The following is a 20,432-nucleotide window of genomic DNA, read 5'->3' on the forward strand; positions in this document are numbered from 1 at the left end:
CGGCGACGTGCGGTCAGATGGAAGCACCGGCGTGTGCGCCGTCGACCACGGATCGAGGGGGTACGCGTGGAGGTGCTTGTCCTGATCGTGGTGCTGGGCGCCACCGTCCTGGTCGGCACCACCCTCGGTGGCCGGTACCGGGTCGCCCCGCCGGTCCTGCTCATCGCGTTCGGGGTCCTGCTCGGGCTGACGCCGCCGCTGTCCGAGCTGACCCTGGAACCGGACCTGGTGCTGCTGATCTTCCTGCCGGCGATCCTCTACCGGGAGAGCCTCACCATCAGCCTGCGCGAGATCCGGGCCAACCTGCCGGTGATCGGGCTGCTCGCCGTGGTGCTCGTGCTGCTCACGATGGTCACTGTGTCGCTTACCGCGCAGGCGTTCGGGGTGAACCCCGCCGCCGCGTGGGTGCTCGGCGCGGTTCTCGCGCCGACCGACGCCGCCGCGGTCACCGGCCTGGCGAAACGGCTGCCCCGCAAGCTCCTCACCACCCTGCACGCGGAAAGCCTGATCAACGACGGCACCGCCCTGGTGATCTTCGCGGTGGCCGTGGGTCTGCTCACCGGCGGAGCGGAGCCGGGTGTCCTGGGCATCAGCGAGGAGTTCGTCGGTGCCAGCCTCGGCGGGGTGCTCGCCGGTCTGCTGGTCGGCGGCGCCGTGGTGCTGGTCCGCAAGCGGCTCGACGACCCGTTGCGCGAGGGCGCGTTGAGCGTGCTGACGCCGTTCGCCGCGTTCCTGCTCGCCGACGCGGTGCACGCAAGCGGTGTGCTCGCGGTGGTCGTCGCCGGCCTGGTCCTCGCCTACGCAGGCCCACGGGTGATCCGCGCCCGCTCCCGGGTGCTGGCGTACGCGTTCTGGGACCTGTCCACGTTCCTCATCAACGGCGGGCTGTTCGTCCTGCTCGGTACGCAGATCCCTCGGGCCGTCCGGGGCATCACCAGCACGTCGCCGCAGCGGGCCCTGGTGATCGTGGTGGTGGTGACGTCGGTAGTCGTCGGCACCCGGCTGCTCTTCGTCTACCTGACCGCCGAATCGGCGATGCTGCTGCGCCGCCGGATGACGGACGACCAGAACGCGGGAGTGTCCCGCTGGCGGGTGGGGACCGTCGCCGGCTGGGCCGGTTTCCGGGGGGCCGTCTCGCTCGCCGCCGCGCTTGCCGTCCCGACGATGACGGTCGCCGGTCGACCGGTCGTCGAACGCGATCTGATCATCTTCGTCACCGCACTGGTCATCGTGCTGATCATGCTGGTGCAGGGCACCACCCTGCCGCTTGTGGTGCGCTGGGCGGGACTGGGCGGCGACCCCGGACGTGCCGACGAGTTGCGGCGGGCCCAGATGCGGGCCACCGAGGTCGGCCTGGCCGAACTGCCCCGCATCGCGTCCGAGGTCGGCGCCCGGGAGGAGTCGGTACGCCGTTTGCAGGCCGAGTACCAACGGCACCTGGCGGACATCAACGAGATCGACGGCGACACCGCCGAGGAACGCCAACTGGAACGCCGACTGCGCCTCGAGGTCCTCGCCCACAAGCGCCGGGAGGTCACCCGGCTGCGCGACAACCGGGAGATCGACGACCTCGTGTTGCTGGAGTTGCAGGCCGCGCTCGACAACGAGGAGATCCGGCTGCTGGGCCGTGGCCCCGAGGACTGACGTCGCCCTGCGGGGCGGTCCCAGCGCCCTTCAGAGCACCTGGTCGAGGAAGCGACGCAGCCGGGGATGCTCGGCCCCCTCGAAGATCGCCTCCGGCGGGCCGGCCTCCAGCACCACGCCCCGGTCCATGAAGGCGACGGTGTCGGCGACCTGCCGGGCGAAGCCCATCTCGTGGGTGACCACCACCATTGTCATCCCGGCGGAGGACAGGTCGGCCATCACCGCGAGCACCCCCTTGACCAGCTCGGGGTCGAGCGCCGAGGTGGCCTCGTCGAAGAGCATCACCTGGGGTCGCAGCGCCAGCGCCCGGGCGATCGCCACCCGTTGCTGCTGACCGCCGGAGAGCTGCGTCGGCCGGGCGTCGGCCTTGCCGGCGAGCCCCACCAGCTCCAACTGGGCGCGGGCGACGGCCACCGCCTCGTCCTCGCCGAGCTTTCGCAGCCGGCGCAGCGCGAGGGTGATGTTGCGCAGCACGCTCATGTGCGGAAAGAGGTTGAACTGTTGGAAGACCATGCCCACCCGCTGCCGCAGCGCGTCCGGGTCGTCGCCGAGCACGCTGCGCCCGTCCAGCAGCACGTCGCCGCGGTCGGGCTCGATCAGCCGGTTGAGCGTACGCAGCAGAGTGGACTTGCCCGAGCCGGAGGGCCCGATCACGCAGGCCGCCGCACCGCGCGGCACGCTCAGGTCGACGCCGCGCAGCACCCGGTTGGGCCCGAAGGCGAGGTGGACGTCCCGCGCGTCGAGGCTTACCGATGTGGTCGTCACGATGCTCATCGCCGGTCTCCTTCCGTGCTGCCGGCCAGCGCCGACTCGTCCTCGTCGTCGTCCGGCGGCGCGGTCGCCGGCCGGCCGTGGCGCAGGCGCCTGTCGATCCAGTTGACGATGTGTGTCAGCGGGACTGTCAACGCGAGGTAGAAGAGCCCCGCGAGCAGCAGCGCGGACTGGTTGCCGGTGTTTGCCGCGTAGTCCTGCCCGATCCGGAACAGCTCCCGCTGGCTGGCCACCAGCCCGAGGAAGTAGACAAGGCTGGAGTCCTTGATCAGCGCGATGAGCTGATTCACCCAGGCCGGCAGCACCCGCCGGATGCCCTGCGGGATGATCACCAGCCGCATCGAGTCGGCCCAGGAGAAGCCGAGAGCCCGCGCGCCCTCCAGTTGGGCGGCCTCCACCGACTGGATGCCCGAGCGGAAGATCTCACCGATGTACGCGGACGCGATCAGCGACAACGCCAGAATGCCGAGCGGGTACGGATCGGGTCCCCAGACCTGCATGCCCAGCGGGGCCAGCCCGACGCCGATCAGCAGGATCGTCGCCGCCGCCGGCAGCCCTCGGAACACGTCGGTGTAGACCCGCGCCGGCCAGCGCAGCCACCGGCTGCGGGAAATGCCGGCGACGGCGAGCAGCAGGCCCAGCACCGAGCCGAGCAGGGCGGCGGAGACCGCGAGGATCAGCGTGTTGGGCAGCCCGACCGTCAGCATGTCGGGCAGTGCCTCGCGCATGGCGTCCCAGTCGAAGAACGTCTCCCACAGGGTGCTCAACGGATCCATCGGTCGCCTCTCCTACCGCCCTGCTCGCTCGTCACCGGTACGTCGTCAGGACACGGCCGGCGACGGCACTGCCACCGTGCCGCTGCCTGGCTTGAAGTCCTCCGGGACCGGCCGGCCCGGGTAGTACTGCAACTGCAACCGGCTCCACGTGCCGTCCGCGATGACCTCGTCGAGGCCCTTGTTCAGCGCCTCGCGCAGCTTGTCGTTGCCCTTGGCCACGGCGTACGCGGTAGGGGCGTTGCTGAGCTGCTTGGCCGCCACCGTGATCTTGCCGTTGCTGTCGGCCGCCAACTTGTCGCCGATCTCCGCCGGGGCGATCCACGCGTCGGCGGTGCCCGCCTTGAGCTGGTTGATCGCACCGTTGTAGTCCGGCACCCGCACCGGGTCGAGCTTCTGTGCGGTGGCGTAGTCGTCCTGGACGGTGCCCTGCACCACGACGACCCGCTTGCCGGCGAGCTGGTCGAAGCCGGTGATCGACGAACCGGCCGGAACGTCCAGGCCGAAGTAGCTGAAGTCGTAGCCGTTGCCGAAGTCGACGTTCTTCTTCCGCGCCTCGGTGATGGTGATCGAGGAGCTGCCGACGTCGAACTTGCGGTTGTTGACCTGGGACAACAGCGCGGAGAAGTCGGTGCCGACGAACTCGACCTTCAGGCCGATCTTGTCGGCGACCGCCGTGAGCAGGTCGTTGTCGAAGCCTGTGAACTTGCCGTCCTTGAGGTACACGTTCGGCGGCGCGTCCGACAGCGTGCCGGCGCGCAGCACGCCGGCCTGGATCAGCCCGTACGGGTTGCTGTCGGCGTCGGACGACGAATCGTCGGAGCCGCAGGCGGTGAGCGCGGTCGCGGCCAGGATGGCGGCGACGCCGACGGCGGCGGCACGGGTCAGGGCAGGAAGGAATCGCATGAGTGTCTCCGAGGGGTCGCGTCTGGCGGCCATGGGCGTGCGCCGCCGACGGTGCGCCCGATGAGGGCGTACCGCTTGTGTGGTTCGTGGAAAGAGGGCGTGCGCTAGTGCGCTGCGCGGCCGCGACAGGCGGCGCTGCACACTCGCATCATGTCCACGTGCCGCCGCCGAATCAGTGCCGGCGAGGGTCGACCGGCGCGGACGTGCGCGCCGAGGGCGGGTGGATCGGTGCTGAGGATGTGCATCAGGTCTCCCGGGTCTGTGCTGACCTGGGTGCCAGGCCACGCTTGCACCGGCGTGCTGCCGGTGCCTGGTCTTCACCCGGGGCACCCCACCGCGGAGGAGGGTTGCCGGCCAGCGAGCCGGGGCTTCGCGCTGGCACTCATGACCTGCGCCGAGGCTAGCAGCAGAGCCCGGCCGATCGTCCAGCCGATATGACCATGCTCACCGTCCGTCGCCTGGTCAGCCGGCGTGCACGTGCGGCCGGCGGGTCTGGTCGGGCTCCTGGCGGCGCAGGATCTCCCGGGTGACCGAGGCGATCTCGCCCTGCCCGAAAGCCAGGTACCGCAGGACGTTGCGGGCCGGGCCACCCTCGGTCCACTCGAAGTAGATGTGCGGGCGTCGTCCGCTGCGGTCGCGGATCTCCAGGAGCAGGGCGGCCAGCGCGTTGGGCACCGACGAGCTGGCCAGGCTGAGCACCGGGAACCGGTCGTGCGCCACGCTGCCGCGCACCAGCAGCCCGGTCTCGAAATCCGACGGGTCGGTGACGTGGACCTCGACGAATATGACGTCACTGTCGTCGGGGAAGTCGTTGTCCGCCATGGTCTGCGCCAGCTTGTCGCGGTATTCGGTCAGGTCGCGTCGCGCCGGTTCGTGCGCGATGAGGCGGATCCGTCGCCCGCTGCGCTCGGCCACGAACGCCGCCGCGTCCGGGTCGAAATCGACCCGGTCGATCCGCAGTTCGAAGGCCCGCATCAGCCGCGACAGCGCCGACACCAGGATCATCGCGCCGATGAAGCAGGCGGCGATCTTCACGCCGTCGGGACGTTGCACCACGTTCGCCGCAGTGGTGTAGACGAACACCACAGCGATGATCCCGAACGCGATCATGCGCCCGCGCTGCCGGCGCCGTCGCGCCGCGAGGGTCACCGCCGTCGACGCCGAGGTGATCAACACAAGGACCCCCGTGGCGTACGCGCCGCCCTGCGCATCGACGCTTGCCCGGAAGACGATCGTGATCAGGAACGCCACCCCGGTGAACACCAGCACCAGCGGCCGGATCGCCCGGGCCCAGGTCGGCGCCATGCCGTACCGGGGCAGGTAGCGGGGGACCAGGTTGAGCAGGCCGGCCATCGCCGAGGCGCCCGCGAACCAGAGGATCCCGATTGTCGACAGGTCGTACGCCGTGCCGAACACCTGGCCGAGGTGCTGGTGTGCCAGATAGGACAGCGCCCGCCCGTTCGCCGGACCGCCCGGCTGGAACGCCTCGGGCGGGATCAGCACTGTGGTGGTCACGCTGCTGGTGATCAGAAAGACGCTCATGGTGGCGGCGGCGGTGGTGAGCAACCGACGCGCGCCCCGGATCCGACCCAGCGGCCGATCCTCCGAATCTTGGCGGTCCCCCCGGATGTGCGGCATCACCGCCACGCCCGTCTCGAAGCCGGACAGGCCCAGCGCCAGCTTCGGGAACACCAGCAGCGACAGCGCGACGACCATCAGCGGATCGCCGTGCCCGGTGGTCAGCGTGCTCGTCCAGTCCCCGACCGCGCTCGGATGGGTCACCACCCGCCACAGCGCGTCGACGATCACCACCGCGTTCAACGTCAGGTAGACCGCGACCAGGACGACGGCGATCCCAATGGCCTCGCCGAATCCCTTGAGGAACACCGCGCCGAGCAACGCCACGAGCAGCAACGTGAGCAGCACCTCGTGGCCCTTGAGGCCACTGGGCCAGAAGGGGTTCTCGTCGAGGTGCGCTGTCGCGTCGGCCGCGGACAGGGTGATGGTGATGATGAAGTCGGTGGCCGCGAAACCGAGCAGCACCAACACGAACAGCTTGCCCGGCCAGTAGCTGAGCAGGCGTACCAGCATCGCGATCGAGCCCTCACCGTGCGGGCTCTCCGCCGCCACCCGCCGATAGACAGGCAGCGCGCCGAGCAACGTCACCAACACCAGCACCAGTGTCGCCACCGGCGACAGCGCCCCGGCGGCGAGCGCCGCGATGCCCGGCTGGTAGCCGAGCGTCGAGAAGTAGTCGACGCCGGTCAGGCACATCACCTTCCACCACGGGTGGTGCCGCTGCTGCGCTTGGCGGACATGCAGGCCCTGCGGCACCTGCCGCTCCGACGCGTCGGCGAGCAGCCAGCGCCGCAGCCGGTCGGTCCGCCGACCGGCGCGCCTGTCGACCTCCATCGGCGCTACCCCCGTCGTCCCGCCCATGGTCACCGCGAGTATCCGCCGGCAGGCCGGCACCCGTCCGCCGTGCGCGGAAACCCGCCCGTCGTGGCCACCTGCGAGCGCGTGTCGGAGGGTTTCGGGCCGGAGGCCGGGGGAAAGCAGCGCCCCCACGGCAGGCAGGCCGCCGGACGGGCGACACCGGGAAAGGGGAGCGGGCCATGGTCGGCGGCCGTCGGTTCCGCCCGGGTGGTGGCTTCGGCCGCCAGCTCGACGAGTACGAGACCCGCGTCGGCGTCCCGCCCGCGGGGGAACCGGCCCCCATACCGGCCGGCGGGCTGGTGGACAGCGCTGTCTACATCAGGGGCCACCGCTTCGCCTCGCCGAACGGCCTCGCGGAGACGTACCGCTGCCTTCAGGAGCAGGACGACGCGATGGCCTGGATCGGGTTGTACCGACCCGACATCGACCAGATCACCTCGCTGGCCCGGGAGTTCCGCCTGCACGACCTGGCGGTGGAGGACGCGATCAACGCCCACCAGCGGCCCAAGCTGGAACGTTATGGGAACACCCTGTTCGTGGTGCTGCGCGCCGCCCGCTACGACGACATGCGGGAGGAGGTCGAGTTCTCCGAGCTGCACCTGTTCATCGGGCCGGGCTTCGTGGTCACGGTCCGCCACGGCGAGGCCCCCGACCTGGCCGCGGTACGGCGGCGGATGGAGGCCGACGCGCCGATGCTCGCCCAGGGACCCGAGGCGGTCCTGTACGCGATCCTCGACCAGGTGGTCGACGGGTACGCGCCGGTGGTGGCCGGTCTGGAGAACGACATCGACGAGATCGAGACGCAGGTGTTCGGCGGCGACCCGAACGCCAGCCGGCGCATCTACGGGCTCAGCCGGGAGGTCATCGAGTTCCAGCGGGCGGCCCGACCGCTGCTCACCATGCTCGACGCCCTGGCCGACGGCGCCGGCAGCTACGCCGCCGACGAGGAGCTGCGCCGCTACCTACGCGACGTCACCGACCACCTCACGCAGGTGGTGGAGCGGGTGGACGGTTTCCGGCACCTGCTGCAGAACATCCTCACCGTCAACGCCACACTCGTCTCGCAGCAGCAGAACGAGGAGATGCGCAGCCTCACGGCGGCCAGCTACGCGCAGAACGAGGAGCTGAAGAAGGTCTCGTCGTGGGCCGCGATCCTGTTCGCGCCCACGTTGATCGGCACCGTGTACGGCATGAACTTCGTCCACATGCCGGAGCTGCAGTGGCGCTTCGGCTACCTGTTCGCGCTGCTGCTCATGCTGCTCGTCTGCGGCACCCTCTACCTGATCTTCAAGCGGCGCGGCTGGCTGTGACCGGGCCGCCGAGGGTCACTCGATGCCGCGCAGGATGTGCCGCTCGTCTTCGACGTCGTCCTCACCGGCGCCGATCCGGCCGAGGAGCACGGCGGCGGCCCAGATGGTCAGCGGTGTGGCCGCCCCGGTCATGCCGCCGCCGGTACGGTCGTCCCGGGTCTGGCTCCGCTGGTTGCGCGGTGGCCTGCGCTGAGCCTGCATGGGCCCTGCCTCTCCTCGTCGAAGCCGCCCTCGGCGCGCGGTGTGCACCCACGCCACCGGCCGGGCCACCCAGGACGGGTCGACACCGGTACGGCATCCACGTCGAACCATCCCACGCCCGGCCAGGTTCGCACCGCTTGTTTGCGTTTTCCCGACTGCCGCCTGCCAAACCGGACATTCCGCACCGAGGTCAGTGGTCGCGCCGCGGACGGTCACGGGGCACGATCATCACAGCGGACGAGGTTTGACGCGTCGGCGTCGGCGGTACCTGATCCGCAACAAGACCAGGAGGCGTGACCCGTGGACGTGAGTGACCTGCTGACCGAGACGTACGACCGGCTGCCCGACCTCGTCCGCGCGGCGGTCGACGGGCTCACCCCTGAGCAACTGCGCTGGGCACCCGGCCCGGGCGCCAACTCGATCGGCTGGCTCGTCTGGCACCTCACCCGGGTCCAGGACCATCACGTCGCCGACCTGCTGGACGCCGAGCAGATCTGGGCTAGCGGCGACTGGGCGGGGCGGTTCGGGCTCACCCCGGACCCGGACGACACCGGCTACGGCCACTCGGCCGAGCAGGTCGCGGCGGTGCACCCGGAGAGCGCGCAGGCGCTCATCGACTACTACGCGGCCGTCTCGGCGCGTACCGGATCGTTCCTGGCCGGGCTGCGACCGGCGGACCTGGACCGCGTCGTCGACGAGGCATGGGACCCGCCGGTCACCCTCGGCGTGCGGCTGGTCAGCATCGCCGAGGACGACCAGCAGCACGCCGGCCAGGCCAACTACGTCCGAGGCCTGCTCGAGGCCCGCTGACCGTCACGGCACGATCACGGCCCGACCCTCCAGCGTCCCCGCACGCATCTGGCGGTACGCGTCGAGGGCGTCGTCGAGCGCGAAGGTGGTGGTCTTCGGCCGGACCAGCCCCTGAGCGCCCAGCTCCAGCACCTCGACCAGCTCGGGACGGCTGCCCCAGTAGGTGGTGGCGATGCTCACCTCGTACGGCACCGAGAAGAACGACACCGGCAGGGTGCCGCCGCCGATGCCCACGATCGTCAGGTCGCCAACGGTGCGGGCCACCGCCACACCGAGCGCCAGGGTGGCGTCCGCGCCCACGAAGTCGAGCACCACGTCGGCGCCCCGGCCCCCGGTGGCCGCCCGGATCTCCTCCGCGGCGGTGGGCCCGGCGGCGACGGTCTGGTCGGCGCCGCACTCCGTCGCCAGCCGCAGCGCCTCGGCGCGGTTGTCCACGGCGATCACCCGGGCGGCAGTGGTGGCCTTGAGGATCTGCACGCCGACGTGGCCCAGCCCGCCGACCCCGATGACGACCGCGGTGCTGCCCGGTGGCAGCTTCGCCCAGGAGCGCCGGATGGCGTGGTACGGCGTGAGACCGGCGTCGGTGAGCGGCGCCGCGTCCACCGGATCCAACCCGTCCGGCAACGGCACGATGTGCCGCGCGTCCGGCACCAGCTCGTACTCGGCCATGCCGCCGTCCAGGCCCAGCCCGCCGCCGCCACCGGGCACCGGCGCGCCGGCCGGGTTCTCGCAGTACGGGTCGACGCCGACGCGGCAGCGGGCGCAGGTGCCGCAGCCCCACGGGCCGTACACGGCGACGGGCTGACCGATCGTCAGCCCGCGCACGCCGTCGCCGACGGCGTGCACCCACCCCGCGTTCTCGTGGCCCAGCGTGAACGGCGGGTTCCACGGCACGGTGCCGGGCTCGAACTCGTCCATCAGGTGCAGGTCGGAGTGGCAGGCGCCGGCCGCGCCGACGCGTACCACCACCTCACCGGGGCCGGGCGTCGGCTCGGGGACCTCCATCAGTTCCGGTTCCGACTTCCACTGCCGTAGTCGCAGCGCACGCATCCGATACCTCCCGTTGGTCTGGCTCTGCCGGTGCCTGCCCACTCGAAAGATCGGCAAACAGCCGGTTTCGGATGCCCGATCCGGGGGCGACCCCGCCGCTCGGGTCGGCGTCACCCGGTCCGGGTGAACCGGACTCACCCGGACGTCGGTGATCCTGCCGCTATGCCGGGAGAGGGGACGTGATGGCCACGACCGCGCAGCAGTTCCTGCGAGACCTGGGCGCCGGTCGGCGTCCCGAACTGCCGGAGACCACCGCCGGGACGGTGCGGCTGGACATCCGCAGCGACGGCTGCACCGAGCACTGGTACCTGACGATCGCCGACCAGCACGTCCAGGTGACCCGGTCGGCCGACGACGCCGACCTGGTGGTCAGGGCCTCCCGCGCGATCTTCGACCAGCTGGCCAACGGCCAGATGCACCTCGCGGTGGCGTTGGTGCGCAACGAGCTGACCGTGCGGGGCAACATGGCGCTGCTGATGCTGCTGCGGCGGATCTTTCCCGGCCCGCCCGGCGCGCGGCACCCCCGCGAGCTGGGCCGGGCCGCTCTGGAGCAACGGGAGGGGCGGTCGTGAAACAGGAGCAGGTGCACGTCGTCGCCGGCAACGTGTTCGCCATCAGCGACGCCCAGGGCGACATGGAGGTCGATCCGCGGGCGCCTGTCGGTCTCTTCTCGTTCGACACCCGCTTCCTGTCCCACTGGGTGCTCAGCGTCGACGGGGAACGACTCAACGCCCTCTCCCGCGACGACATGGCGTACTACGAGACCCGGTTCTTCCTGGTGCCCGGCGTGGCGAGTCACTACATCGACGCCGACGTGTCGGTCATCCGGCACCGCTCGATCCACGACCGCATGCACGAGCGGATCACAGTGCTCAACCACTCGTCCAAGCCCGCCGACTTCACCGTGCGGATGGAGGTCCGCAACGACTTCGCCGACATTGCGGACATCGCCTACGTCGCCGAGAACGGCGGCCCACGGCAGCGCGACGTCCAGGTCACCGTCGACACCAGGGACCAACGGTTGGTGCTGCGCTACCAACGGGAACGCTTCGTCCGCGTGACCACCGTGATGAGCACCGCCCCCGCCGACATCGACGAGCGGGGACTGACATTCCGGATCCGCGTCGCACCCGAAGGTACGTGGGAGACCACACTGCACGTCGCCACGACCATGCTCAGCGAGGGCGGCCGGGACGTGCGTGCCAGCCTGGAGTCCCACCAGCGCGACATCGGCGGTGGGATGCGCGACGACCTGACGACCTGGCTGGACCGGGCGCCGCAGCTGATTGCCGAGCGGAACAGTCTGGAGCGGATGTACCAGGGCAGCCTCGCCGACCTGGCGGCGCTGCGGTACACGCCGCTGGCATACAGCGAGCGAGTGCCGGTCGGTGGCCTGCCGTGGGCCATGACGCTGTGCGGGCGGGACAGCATCGTCACCTGCCTACAGACCATGGCGTTCACCCCCGAGTTGACCCAGGCGACGCTGCGGATGTTGGCCCTGCTGCAGGGAAGCCGGCTCGACGACGAGCACGAGGAGGAGCCGGGCAAGATCCTGGCCGAGGCGCGTTACGGCGAATCGGCGGCGTTCGGCGACCGGCCGACCGCCGGGTACTACGGCGCGGTGGACACCACCCCGCTGTTCGTCGTCCTGCTCGACGAGTACGAACGCTGGTCCGGCGACGCCGACCTGGTCCGCGAACTGCGCCACCCGGCGCGGATGGCGCTGGACTGGATCGACGAGTACGGCGACCTGACCGGCGACGGCTACCTGCGCTACCAGCGCCGAAACGAGCGGCACGGCGTGGTCAACCAGTCCTGGAAGGACTCCGCAGACGCCATCGTCGACGCGTACGGGCGGGAGCCCGCCTTTCCTCGGGCCACCTGCGAGGTGCAGGGCTACGCGTACGACGCCAAGCGGCGCGGCGCGCGACTGGCCCGGGAGTGCTGGGGAGACCCCGAGTACGCCGACCGGCTGGAGCGGGAGGCGGCGGCGCTCAAGGAGCGGTTCAACAGGGACTTCTGGCTGCCACACCGGGAGTACTACGCGCTGGCCCTGGACCCGTACGGCGAGCCCGTCGACGCCCTGTCGTCGAACATCGGGCACCTGCTGTGGAGCGGGATCGTCCCTGACGATCGCGCCGAGGCGGTCGCCGAGCACCTGGTCGGGCCGCGGCTGTTCAGCGGCTGGGGTGTGCGGACCTTCGCCACCGAGCAGCGGCGGTACAACCCGATGGGTTCGCATCTCGGGTCGGTGTGGCCGTCGGACAACGCGCTCATCGCCGCCGGGCTGCGGCACTACCGCTTCGACGCGCAGGCGGCCAAGATCGCGGCAGGCATCTTCGACATGGCGCAGACGCTCGGCGGGGCGGTGCCGGAGGTGATCGCCGGCTATGAGCGCAGCCTGACGAAGTATCCGGTCCAGTTGCCACTTGCGGGTCGCCCCCAGTCGTGGTCGTCGGGGGCGCTGCTGATGCTGCTGGGCACCCTGCTGGGCCTGCGACCAACAGGCGACAACCTGTTGGTGAACCCGGCCCTGCCCGCGGGCTTCGGCCGCGTCGAGCTGCTGGGCATCCCCGGCCGATGGGGTCGCCTGGACGCCTACGCCGGAGACCGCACGGCACCCCGCTCACCGAAGCCCCAGCGCTGACCCCCCGGCCAGGAGGGGTCGCGCCGAGGCTCAGCCCATCGTCTTGGCGCCGTCGATCGTCTCGCGCAGGATGTCGGCGTGCCCTGCGTGCTGGGACGTCTCGGCGATCACGTGCAGCAGCACCCGGCGAACCGTCCAGGTCGCCCCCGGCTCGAACCACGGCGCATCGGGGAGCGGGTGGGCCGCGTCCAGGTCGAGGGTGCCGACAAGCTCGTCGGTCTGGTCGGCCACGGCACGGAACCGTTCGACAAGCCCGGCGAGGGTCTCGCCCGGTGCCATCCGGAACTGACCGGCCCAGTCGAAAGCCTCGCGCTGCATCTCCTGGGCGCCGCCCACGGCGAAACGCATCCACTGCTCCTCGATGCCGGCCACGTGCTTGATGAGGCCCCCGAGGCACAGCTCGCTGACGGTGCTGCGGGTCGCCGCCTGCTCGTCGGTCAGCCCGTCGACAGTGCGCAGCAGGAAACTCCGGTGCTGGCGCAGCGCTTGCAACAGGTCGGCCCGCTCGCCGGTGAGTTGGGTGGTGCTGGTCATGGTGACGTCCCTCCGTAGTCGTGGGTTCGCCCGAGGGTATGGCGACGGACCGACACTTTCCGGGACGGGACGCCCGGAAGCCCTCAGCGGTTGCCAATCCGCCCGGACAGCGGTCCACTGAACAACATGGGTGTCATTAGGGTGGGTACGTCCTCCTGGGCCGACCAGTCGCTGCTGCGCTCGGGGTGGTACCCGCGCTCGGCGAACACGCCGGCCCGACGGCTGGGCTTCTACGCCACCCGGTTCCCGCTCGTCGAGGTGGACACGTCCTACTACGCGATCCCCGTGCCGGAGGTCACCCAGGGCTGGGTGGACGCCACACCTGACGAGTTCACATTCGACGTCAAGGCGTTCAGCCTCTTCACCGGCCACCCCACTCCGGTGGCCACGCTGCCCCGCGACCTTCGTCCGGCCGTCGGCCCGAGCCGGGTCCGCCGTCGGGACCTGCCGGAGTCGACGTACGACGAGCTGTGGGCCCGGTTCCGGGCGGCGCTGGCCCCGATCGCGGGCGCCGGCAAGCTGGGCGTGGTGCTGTTGCAGTTCCCGCCGTGGCTGGCGCGCGGCGCCGCCGCGCAGCACCGGATCGTCGAGCTGGCGCAGCGGTGCCGGCCGTGGCGGGTCGCTGTGGAGCTGCGGCACGGGTCCTGGTTCGACGGTCCGGCGGCAGCCGACACCCTGGACCTGCTGCGCGCCCACGACCTGTCGCTGGTCTGCGTCGACATGCCCCAGGGGCACCCGTCGTCGGTGCCGCCGATCCTGACCACCACTGCGGAGCCGGCGATCGTCCGGTTCCACGGCCACAGCGACGCCTGGCACGACGGCGACAAGCAGGAGAAGTTCCGCTACGCGTACGCCGAGGAGGAGCTGCGGCGTTGGGCCGGGAGGTTGGCCGAGGTGGCCGACCCGGCCGACGAGCTGCACGTGCTCTTCAACAACTGCTGCGCCGGCCAGGCGCAGCGCGACGCGACCCGGATGGCGCAGGTGCTCACCGAGACACTGGTCGGCGACGAGGCCGGGCGGCCGACAGTCCCGGCGGTCTCCGGCAGCTGACTGTCGGGCCGGCGGGCAGCCGGCACGCGGGGCGGGCCGGCGGGCGCCTCAGGAGCGTCGACCCCGGCTGCGCAGCGCGTCCTGCGCCCGGTCGTCGATGTCCGCGTCGTCGGGAAAGGACCTGCCGCTCGGAGCCGGGTCCGGAGGCGCGGTCGGTCCGGCCGCTGTCGTACGCGTCGGTTCCACCGAGCCGAAGCCGTGCCGTCCGGCCGGGTCGTGCCGGCCCGTCGGGGCTCCCGCGCGGCGTTCCCCGCGCCGCCCCTGCGGCACCGCCGTCTCCTCGCTGCCCTCGTCCAGCGGCGAGTCCTCATCGGTGCCCCAGGGCGGTTCCGCGTCGAAGCCGCCGTCGGCCTTCCACGGCTTGGTCGCCTCCGGCTCCAGCCGGGCGCCCTCGCCACTGCGTCCCTCGTGCGCCGTCATGGCCACCTCGCTCGTCGGTCCGCCGCAACCGGCGGACGATTGCCCGTCCTCAGACGGCTGTGCCGCCCGGGGTTGTGGTGGCGCCCCGGACCGCCGTGCCCGCCGGCCGCGTGGTGTGCGGGGACGGCGCGTCGTACCCGGTGCAGGCCGGCCGGCGCCCCGCCGTCGAGGTGTCGGCGGGACGCCGGCCGGGCCGGGGCGGTCAGCGCCCGGCCATCGCCATCGGCCGCTTGCCGGCACCCATGCTCATGCCCATCTTGGCCATCGACTTCGGGGCGCTCATCAGCCCACCGGACCGATTGAGAATTCCCCGGAGAACCTGGCCGGGCTTCTGTTGCTCGCCCATGTACGCGGTCACCACCACAAGCGTTCCGGTTATCGCCGGAACCGCCCACTGGAGCAGTTTCATCTGCCGCTGTGAGGACGCCACACTCGCCGGCGTCTGGTGATTCGGCTCGGTGGTGCCGTTGACCGGTGGCCCGCCCGCCTTCTCCAGCCGCATGCCGACCAGGCGGCTGTAAGCGGTCACCGCGAGGGCGCCGATCGTCAGCGCCGTCTTGAGTGCGCTGGCCCGGGCCACCCCGGACTGGGCGGCCACGCGTGGGCTCTCCGTCACCAGTTCGCCGACCGCGCCGGCCAGGTGGGCGCCGATCGCTGCCGCGTTGACCGGAGTCCACTTGGACCACCCCGCCGATGCGATCGGGAGCCGTTGGGTTGAATCGTTGATTTTCGTCGCTGCGCCGTTGACGCCCAAGGCCCCCATCAGGGAGCCGCCGAACCAGGCCGCCAAGCCCAGATCGTGCATGGAGCGCAGTGCGGTATGCCGTTCGGACATCTGATCCCCTTCCGCCGTGTCGGGCGCTGCGGCTTACCCGCCGCCCGGGTCGCTAACCCCGGCCCGGGCCGGCCGATCCCCGTCCCAGCGGGCACGTCACGGACATCCGGGTCCGGAGGTCGGTGACAGGAGTCGTCGGGGCGGTGGCGGGTAGATCCCTCCGACGCCGACGGAGGGGGAGACGCGATGTCGCAGCCGGAGGAGAGCAGGGAGAAGACCGCCACCACCGACCCGGTGCTCATGCACCCGGGCAACGACCCGCACAGGAACATCGCCGAGGTCGCTCCACGCAAGGACCACGGCGAGATCCAGGTGGAACGCGACGACGAGTTGGTCCCGCTGGACGAGGACGAGTAAGCCGGCGGGCGGCGCGACTCAGCGGGGCGGAAGGCCGCCGGCGAAGCGGGCCACCTGCTGCGCCAGCGGGGCGCCCGCGCGTACCCAGGTGAAGTGGTCCAGCGCGGTGCCGGCCTGCTCCACCGTGTAGCGCTGGCGGGTCACCGGGGCGGCGGCGAGCTTCGCGCAGAGCTGGTCCATTGTCTCGTGCGGGGTGTACTGGTCGTCGTCAACGCTTATCGCGAGCACGGGTGTCCGCACCGCGCGTACCGCCGCCTCGGTGTCCGTACCGTCGAGGTGGGGGAAACGGCCGGTCCGCGCGGTGTGTGCCCAGTCGCGGATCACGCCGCGTGCCTGCCGGCCGCCGAAACCCCACCCCGGCCAGACGCCGAGCAGCGCCGCCATGGCGGCGATCCCCTGGGTGTACGGCAGCACGCCGAGCCCGCGCAGGCCCGGGTAACCGCGCCAGTAGGGGATGCCGACGGCGATCAGCGCCAACCCGTCGACAGTGTCGCCGCCGTCCAGGGCGAGGTGCAGCAGCGCGGCCTGGCCGCCGAGGGAGTGGCCGAGCAGCAGTCGGGTACGTCCGTCCAGGCGAGGCTTCAGCGCGGCCAGGACGGCGCCCACGTCGCCGGCCAGTTCGGTGTAGCCGTAGCGGTCGGCGCGGCTCGGCGCAGGGGTGCTCGTCCCGGTGCCGCGCAGGTCGGCGACCACCACGGCCAGCCCGGCGGCGCGCAGTTCGGCGGCGAACGGACGGTAGTAGCGGGCCCGGACCCCCATCGCGGGCCAGATCACCACGACCGGGGCGCCGGGCGGGCCGTCCGGCTCCGGATAGATGTGTACGCCGATTCGGGCGCCGTCGACGTCGACGAACTCCTGCGCGTACTCCGGGTCACCGTTCACCGGCTCAGCCTAGTCGCCGAGGTTACCGGCTGGTAGCGGCCGGGTCGGGCGGCCGGACGCCGGCGGAGGCCCCGCCGGGGTGGCGGGGCCTCCGGTGACGCGGGGTTGGCTCAGGAGACGGTGATCGTGCCGTTGCCGGCCCGGACGCAGCTCACCGCGCGGGCGCTCGTGGTCGCCGCCCCGGCGAGGCACTGGCCGAGCACCTGGTGTCCGCTGGCGTTCGGGTGCCACGACTCCTGGCAGGTCTGGAAGTAGCTGACGCAGGTGTTGGCGATCCGCTGAATGGCGATCTTGTCCTTGCCGGAGAGGCTTGTGACGAATGTGCCGTTCGGGCTGTCCTGCAACCGGATCGGCGTGGCCAGCGAGCCGGTGGGGCTTGTGGTCGTCTCGCAGAGCCGTGCGCCGTCGAAGGCCCGCTGCACGTTGAGGTAGACCAGGTCGTCGGCGGGGAACTCGGCCGCGAGGGTGTCCCGGGTGGTCTTCACGATGGTGCCCAGGCCCTGCGAGAAGCGGTGCCCGGGAGCGAGGCTGGCCCGGTGGATCGGGCAGCCGGCCGCGTACCGCTCGGCGCCGAGGGCGCGGAACTTGTCCCGGGTGTCGTCGCGGCTGTCCTCGCTGTGGAACGTGGCGTTCAGGTCCAACGGCAGCGGGTTTGTGTAGTCCTGGAACACCACCCGGTGCTGACCGTCCGCGTCCACCTGGTCGAGGGTGGTGAGCAGTTGGCGTACGGCGGCGGTGGTCTCCGCGGTGGCGGCGCTGAGCTGTGCGGCGGTGGCCAGGTCGGCGTCGGTGCACGGCTTCTGCTCCACCGGGCCGCCCAGGTATGCCCAGAACTCCCACCAGCCGGTCCAGGCGTCGGCGATGAACCGGTTGGCGCACTTCTCCGCGACGCTGCCGAACGTGAACGAGCTGTTGTTGGACCCGAGGCCGACAAGCACCAGGTCGATGTCGTTGGTCTGTGCGACCGCCCGCAGCTGGTCGAGCTGCGCGGCGACCGTGCGGCCGTTGGCCCGCGCGCCGGAGGCGTTGGCGATGTCGTGTGGCTGGCCGCCGGAGCAGGCGAGGTTGAACCGGTTCTGGATGCCCGGCAGGTTCGCCTTGTTCAGTGAGGCGTTCGCCGACCGGTGGCAGAAGTACGCGTTGTTGTTGGGAGCCGTCCAGCCCGGGAAGCCCTGGGCGACCCCGTTGGCGTCGACAACTGCTGTGTACGCCCCGGCGCCCTCGCCGCTGATGAAGCTGTCACCGAGGGCCACCGCGGCGGTGGGCAGTGCGGCCACCGCGGGCGCGGCGGCAGCGGGCGCGGGTAGCGCGACGGCCGTCGACAGGGCGGCCGTGACGATCGTGAGTGCCGCGGCGAGCGCGGTACGCCGAATTCTGGGCATGGGGCCCCCATCCATCGAAAGATGAAAGATTCTCTGAGAGCGCGATCAGATCACCCGCGCATGACGGGCGTCAATGGCCCGTAACGGAATCGTTCAATGAATGACACGACCGAGCGGACGTAGCGTTCCGTCAGTGGCCGCGCGCTGCCCGAGCCGAGACCGCCGAACCCGCGTACCATCGTGGGTGTTTGCTGGCTCACGTCTGAGGGCTGCGACGCGGCGGGTCGCGTAGGTCCTCCGGGGGTTGTCCTAGCCTCGGGCTAGGCTCGCTGCGGCGCGCCACGCCGGCTGATCTCGCCGGTGACGGGCAGCACACCGCCGAGACCGGGGAGTACGACCAGTTGACCGCAGAGCCTGACACCCTGTACGGGGCCGATGACCTCACCCACCTTGAGGGGCTGGACGCTGTCCGCAAGCGGCCCGGCATGTACATCGGTTCCACCGACAGCCGTGGCGTGGGTCACCTCGTCAACGAGATCCTCGACAACTCCACCGACGAGGGTGTCGCCGGCCACGCCACAAAGGTCGAGGTGACACTGCACGCCGACGGCTCGGTGCAGGTCGACGACGACGGTCGCGGCATCCCCACCGACGTGCACGCCAAATCCGGCATCTCCGGCGTCGAGCTGGTGCTGACCCGCCTGCACGCCGGCGGCAAGTTCGGCGGCTCCGGCTACAAGACCTCCGGTGGCCTGCACGGCGTCGGCGCCTCGGCGGTCAACGCGCTCTCCCGCCGGTTCGACGTGACCGTCCGCCGCAGCGGCAAGGTCCACGCGATGTCGTTCCGGCACGGCGTCCCCGGGATCTTCGACGGCGACGGCCCGCAGGCGCCCTTCACCGCCGGCCCCGGCCTCCAGGTGATGGGCGCGATGAAGCGCGGCCACCGCACCGGCACCTCGATCCGCTGGTGGCACGACGCCCGCTACTTCGAGACAGGTGCGGCGCTCGACGTCGACGCCGTCCGCACGAAGCTGCGCAACACCGCGTTCCTGGTCCCCGGCGTGAGCTACCTGCTGCGCGACCTGACCGGTGAGATGCCAGTCGAGGAGCGGTTCCACTACCCCAACGGGCTCAGCGACATGGTGGAGTTCCTCGCACCGGCCGGCGACCGGCCCGTCTCCGGCATCCTGCTCGTCAACGGCGAGGGCACCTACCGGGAGAACGCCGCAGACGCCAACGGCGTCATGCAGTCAAACGTGCAACGCCGCGCCGAGGTCGAGGTGGCGTTCCGCTGGGGCACCGGCTACGAGCGCACCGTCGAGTGCTTCACCAACACCATCCGCAACGCGCACGGCGGCACCCACCGCAAGGGCTTCGAGCGGGCACTGGTCCGCTCCCTCGGCGACGCCGTCCGCAACACCCGCGGGCTGCTCAAGGCCAAGGAGGAGCCACCCACCCTGGACGACGTCCTGGAGGGGATGACAGCCGTGGTGCACGTGCGGATCCCGGAGCCGCAGTTCACCTCGCAGACCAAGGACGAGCTCTCCACCACAGGCATCACCAAGGTGATCCAGTCCCTCGTCGACGCGCACGTCAAGGCGTGGCTGGACGACAGGCGCACCAAGGCCGAGGCGCGCGTCGTCCTCCAGAAGATCGTCGACGCGGCGCGGGTGCGGCTCACCCAGAAGCAACAGAAGGACGCCGCCCGGCGCAAGACCGCCCTGGAGGGCGCGTCGATGCCGCCGAAGCTCGTCGACTGCCGGGCCACGGGCATCGACCGCAGCGAACTGTTCATCGTGGAGGGTGACAGCGCCCTCGGGACGAGCCGGATGGCCCGCTCCTCGGAATACCAGGCGCTGCTGCCGATCCGGGGCAAGATCCTCAACGTGCAGAAGGCAAACCTCCAGCAGGTTCTGGACAACGCCGAGTGCGCGGCCATCGTCCAGGTGCTCGGGGCCGGCTCGGGGCGGACGTTCGACCTGTCCGCGCTGCGCTACGGCCGAGTGCTGATCATGGCCGACGCCGACGTGGACGGCGCGCACATCCGTACGCTGCTGATCACGCTCTTCGCGCGGTACATGCGCCCGCTGATCGAGGCCGGCCGGCTCTACGCCGCGATGCCACCCCTGCACAAGATCACCACCAAGGGGCGCAACCCGCAGACCGTCTACACGTACACCCAGGCCGAGATGGAGACGACGGTCCGCAAGCTGGAGAAGGCCGGCAAGCAGATCGTCACGCCCATCCCACGCTTCAAGGGCCTCGGCGAGATGGACGCCGACGAGTTGTGGGACACCACTATGAACCCCGCCACCCGCGCCGTACGCCGGATCACCATCGAGGACGTGGACGCCGCCGAAAGCATCCTCGAACTGCTGATGGGCGAGAAGGTCGAGCCGCGCCGCAACTGGCTCATCGACTCCGCCGACCGCGTCGACCGCGAGGCGATCGACGCATGAGCACCCGTTTCGTTCGAGTGGAGAT

The 20,432-nt window shown here is 71.2% G+C and carries 19 protein-coding genes and 1 riboswitch; of the genes, 8 read left to right on the forward strand and 11 right to left on the reverse strand.

Annotation, left to right across the window (positions count from 1 at the left end; genetic code table 11):
* Window positions 1–33: 33 nt before the first annotated feature.
* Window positions 34–1,644: a Na+/H+ antiporter gene (locus ACFY2Q_RS07790; RefSeq protein ID WP_387128384.1), complete on the forward strand. Its 1,611-nt coding sequence runs from the start codon at window positions 34–36 to the stop codon at window positions 1,642–1,644.
* A 30-nt stretch (window positions 1,645–1,674) separates the two neighbouring features.
* Here ACFY2Q_RS07790 and ACFY2Q_RS07795 read toward each other — a convergent pair whose 3' ends face one another.
* From ACFY2Q_RS07795 to ACFY2Q_RS07810, 4 genes are all read right to left on the reverse strand, one after another.
* On the reverse strand, window positions 1,675–2,412 hold the full coding sequence (locus ACFY2Q_RS07795) for an amino acid ABC transporter ATP-binding protein (protein ID WP_387128480.1): 738 nt from the start codon (window positions 2,410–2,412) through the stop codon (window positions 1,675–1,677).
* Between the two features lie 2 nt (window positions 2,413–2,414).
* Window positions 2,415–3,191 carry an amino acid ABC transporter permease gene (locus tag ACFY2Q_RS07800; RefSeq protein WP_387128385.1) on the reverse strand — a complete coding sequence of 259 codons (777 nt, stop codon included), beginning with the start codon at window positions 3,189–3,191 and terminating at the stop codon, window positions 2,415–2,417.
* A 45-nt stretch (window positions 3,192–3,236) separates the two neighbouring features.
* Window positions 3,237–4,094 carry an ABC transporter substrate-binding protein gene (locus ACFY2Q_RS07805; RefSeq protein WP_387128386.1) on the reverse strand — a complete coding sequence of 286 codons (858 nt, stop codon included), beginning with the start codon at window positions 4,092–4,094 and terminating at the stop codon, window positions 3,237–3,239.
* A gap of 278 nt (window positions 4,095–4,372) precedes the next feature.
* Window positions 4,373–4,484: riboswitch (SAM riboswitch) on the reverse strand.
* A 72-nt stretch (window positions 4,485–4,556) separates the two neighbouring features.
* Window positions 4,557–6,506, reverse strand: coding sequence for an amino acid transporter (locus ACFY2Q_RS07810; protein ID WP_387128387.1), 1,950 nt, complete (start codon window positions 6,504–6,506; stop codon window positions 4,557–4,559).
* 203 nt (window positions 6,507–6,709) lie between these two features.
* Between ACFY2Q_RS07810 and corA the strand changes: the two genes are divergently transcribed.
* Window positions 6,710–7,840, forward strand: a complete 1,131-nt coding sequence (corA, locus tag ACFY2Q_RS07815; protein ID WP_387128388.1) for a magnesium/cobalt transporter CorA — start codon at window positions 6,710–6,712, stop codon at window positions 7,838–7,840.
* 15 nt (window positions 7,841–7,855) lie between these two features.
* Here the strand turns inward: corA and ACFY2Q_RS07820 are convergent, their stop codons facing one another.
* Window positions 7,856–8,041 carry a hypothetical protein gene (locus ACFY2Q_RS07820; protein ID WP_387128389.1) on the reverse strand — a complete coding sequence of 62 codons (186 nt, stop codon included), beginning with the start codon at window positions 8,039–8,041 and terminating at the stop codon, window positions 7,856–7,858.
* Window positions 8,042–8,341: 300 nt separating this feature from the next.
* Here ACFY2Q_RS07820 and ACFY2Q_RS07825 point away from each other — a divergent pair, with 300 nt between their 5' ends.
* Window positions 8,342–8,851 (forward strand): DinB family protein, encoded by a 510-nt coding sequence (locus tag ACFY2Q_RS07825; RefSeq protein ID WP_387128390.1) that lies wholly within the window; start codon window positions 8,342–8,344, stop codon window positions 8,849–8,851.
* A 3-nt stretch (window positions 8,852–8,854) separates the two neighbouring features.
* Here the strand turns inward: ACFY2Q_RS07825 and ACFY2Q_RS07830 are convergent, their stop codons facing one another.
* Window positions 8,855–9,901 (reverse strand): NAD(P)-dependent alcohol dehydrogenase, encoded by a 1,047-nt coding sequence (locus ACFY2Q_RS07830; RefSeq protein ID WP_387128391.1) that lies wholly within the window; start codon window positions 9,899–9,901, stop codon window positions 8,855–8,857.
* Between the two features lie 182 nt (window positions 9,902–10,083).
* Between ACFY2Q_RS07830 and ACFY2Q_RS07835 the strand changes: the two genes are divergently transcribed.
* Together ACFY2Q_RS07835 and ACFY2Q_RS07840 are read left to right on the forward strand one after the other, a co-directional pair.
* The gene (locus tag ACFY2Q_RS07835; RefSeq protein WP_387128392.1) at window positions 10,084–10,473 is read left to right on the forward strand and encodes an SCP2 sterol-binding domain-containing protein; all 390 of its coding nucleotides are present in this window, start codon (window positions 10,084–10,086) and stop codon (window positions 10,471–10,473) included.
* Window positions 10,470–12,548 (forward strand): glycogen debranching N-terminal domain-containing protein, encoded by a 2,079-nt coding sequence (locus tag ACFY2Q_RS07840; protein WP_387128393.1) that lies wholly within the window; start codon window positions 10,470–10,472, stop codon window positions 12,546–12,548. Before ACFY2Q_RS07835 ends, ACFY2Q_RS07840 begins: the two co-directional genes overlap by 4 nt.
* Window positions 12,549–12,578: 30 nt before the next feature.
* Here the strand turns inward: ACFY2Q_RS07840 and ACFY2Q_RS07845 are convergent, their stop codons facing one another.
* Complete coding sequence (locus tag ACFY2Q_RS07845) at window positions 12,579–13,082, reverse strand: DinB family protein (protein ID WP_387128394.1); 504 nt, start codon at window positions 13,080–13,082, stop codon at window positions 12,579–12,581.
* Window positions 13,083–13,208: 126 nt separating this feature from the next.
* Here ACFY2Q_RS07845 and ACFY2Q_RS07850 point away from each other — a divergent pair, with 126 nt between their 5' ends.
* Entirely contained in the window at window positions 13,209–14,132 is a 924-nt protein-coding gene (locus ACFY2Q_RS07850; protein WP_387128395.1) for a DUF72 domain-containing protein, read from the forward strand.
* A gap of 48 nt (window positions 14,133–14,180) precedes the next feature.
* Here ACFY2Q_RS07850 and ACFY2Q_RS07855 read toward each other — a convergent pair whose 3' ends face one another.
* Both ACFY2Q_RS07855 and ACFY2Q_RS07860 read right to left on the reverse strand, forming a co-directional pair.
* The gene (locus tag ACFY2Q_RS07855; RefSeq protein WP_387128396.1) at window positions 14,181–14,552 is read right to left on the reverse strand and encodes a hypothetical protein; all 372 of its coding nucleotides are present in this window, start codon (window positions 14,550–14,552) and stop codon (window positions 14,181–14,183) included.
* A gap of 202 nt (window positions 14,553–14,754) precedes the next feature.
* Window positions 14,755–15,387 carry a hypothetical protein gene (locus tag ACFY2Q_RS07860; RefSeq protein ID WP_387128397.1) on the reverse strand — a complete coding sequence of 211 codons (633 nt, stop codon included), beginning with the start codon at window positions 15,385–15,387 and terminating at the stop codon, window positions 14,755–14,757.
* A gap of 186 nt (window positions 15,388–15,573) precedes the next feature.
* Between ACFY2Q_RS07860 and ACFY2Q_RS07865 the strand changes: the two genes are divergently transcribed.
* Entirely contained in the window at window positions 15,574–15,744 is a 171-nt protein-coding gene (locus ACFY2Q_RS07865) for a hypothetical protein (RefSeq protein ID WP_387128398.1), read from the forward strand.
* A gap of 18 nt (window positions 15,745–15,762) precedes the next feature.
* Here ACFY2Q_RS07865 and ACFY2Q_RS07870 read toward each other — a convergent pair whose 3' ends face one another.
* Both ACFY2Q_RS07870 and ACFY2Q_RS07875 read right to left on the reverse strand, forming a co-directional pair.
* Window positions 15,763–16,626 carry an alpha/beta fold hydrolase gene (locus tag ACFY2Q_RS07870; RefSeq protein ID WP_387128399.1) on the reverse strand — a complete coding sequence of 288 codons (864 nt, stop codon included), beginning with the start codon at window positions 16,624–16,626 and terminating at the stop codon, window positions 15,763–15,765.
* 110 nt (window positions 16,627–16,736) lie between these two features.
* Entirely contained in the window at window positions 16,737–18,008 is a 1,272-nt protein-coding gene (locus ACFY2Q_RS07875; protein WP_387128400.1) for a hypothetical protein, read from the reverse strand.
* 341 nt (window positions 18,009–18,349) lie between these two features.
* On the opposite strand from ACFY2Q_RS07875, the gene ACFY2Q_RS07880 reads away from it, so the two are divergent.
* Window positions 18,350–20,407, forward strand: a complete 2,058-nt coding sequence (locus ACFY2Q_RS07880; RefSeq protein ID WP_387128401.1) for a type IIA DNA topoisomerase subunit B — start codon at window positions 18,350–18,352, stop codon at window positions 20,405–20,407.
* The last annotated feature ends 25 nt before the right edge of the window (window positions 20,408–20,432 follow it).

The organism is Micromonospora sp. NPDC000316 (assembly GCF_042898885.1).
Taxonomy (GTDB): domain Bacteria; phylum Actinomycetota; class Actinomycetes; order Mycobacteriales; family Micromonosporaceae; genus Micromonospora.

Bases quoted from the DNA above. Each gene is read 5' to 3' on its own strand.
- ACFY2Q_RS07800 (WP_387128385.1), bottom strand. From the start codon at position 3,191: ATGGATCCGTTGAGCACCCTGTGGGAGACGTTCTTCGACTGGGACGCC.
- ACFY2Q_RS07805 (WP_387128386.1), bottom strand. From the start codon at position 4,094: ATGCGATTCCTTCCTGCCCTGACCCGTGCCGCCGCCGTCGGCGTCGCC.
- ACFY2Q_RS07810 (WP_387128387.1), bottom strand. From the start codon at position 6,506: ATGGAGGTCGACAGGCGCGCCGGTCGGCGGACCGACCGGCTGCGGCGC.
- corA (WP_387128388.1), top strand. From the start codon at position 6,710: ATGGTCGGCGGCCGTCGGTTCCGCCCGGGTGGTGGCTTCGGCCGCCAG.
- ACFY2Q_RS07820 (WP_387128389.1), bottom strand. From the start codon at position 8,041: ATGCAGGCTCAGCGCAGGCCACCGCGCAACCAGCGGAGCCAGACCCGG.
- ACFY2Q_RS07830 (WP_387128391.1), bottom strand. From the start codon at position 9,901: ATGCGTGCGCTGCGACTACGGCAGTGGAAGTCGGAACCGGAACTGATG.
- ACFY2Q_RS07835 (WP_387128392.1), top strand. From the start codon at position 10,084: ATGGCCACGACCGCGCAGCAGTTCCTGCGAGACCTGGGCGCCGGTCGG.
- ACFY2Q_RS07845 (WP_387128394.1), bottom strand. From the start codon at position 13,082: ATGACCAGCACCACCCAACTCACCGGCGAGCGGGCCGACCTGTTGCAA.
- ACFY2Q_RS07850 (WP_387128395.1), top strand. From the start codon at position 13,209: ATGGGTGTCATTAGGGTGGGTACGTCCTCCTGGGCCGACCAGTCGCTG.
- ACFY2Q_RS07855 (WP_387128396.1), bottom strand. From the start codon at position 14,552: ATGACGGCGCACGAGGGACGCAGTGGCGAGGGCGCCCGGCTGGAGCCG.
- ACFY2Q_RS07860 (WP_387128397.1), bottom strand. From the start codon at position 15,387: ATGTCCGAACGGCATACCGCACTGCGCTCCATGCACGATCTGGGCTTG.
- ACFY2Q_RS07865 (WP_387128398.1), top strand. From the start codon at position 15,574: ATGTCGCAGCCGGAGGAGAGCAGGGAGAAGACCGCCACCACCGACCCG.
- ACFY2Q_RS07875 (WP_387128400.1), bottom strand. From the start codon at position 18,008: ATGCCCAGAATTCGGCGTACCGCGCTCGCCGCGGCACTCACGATCGTC.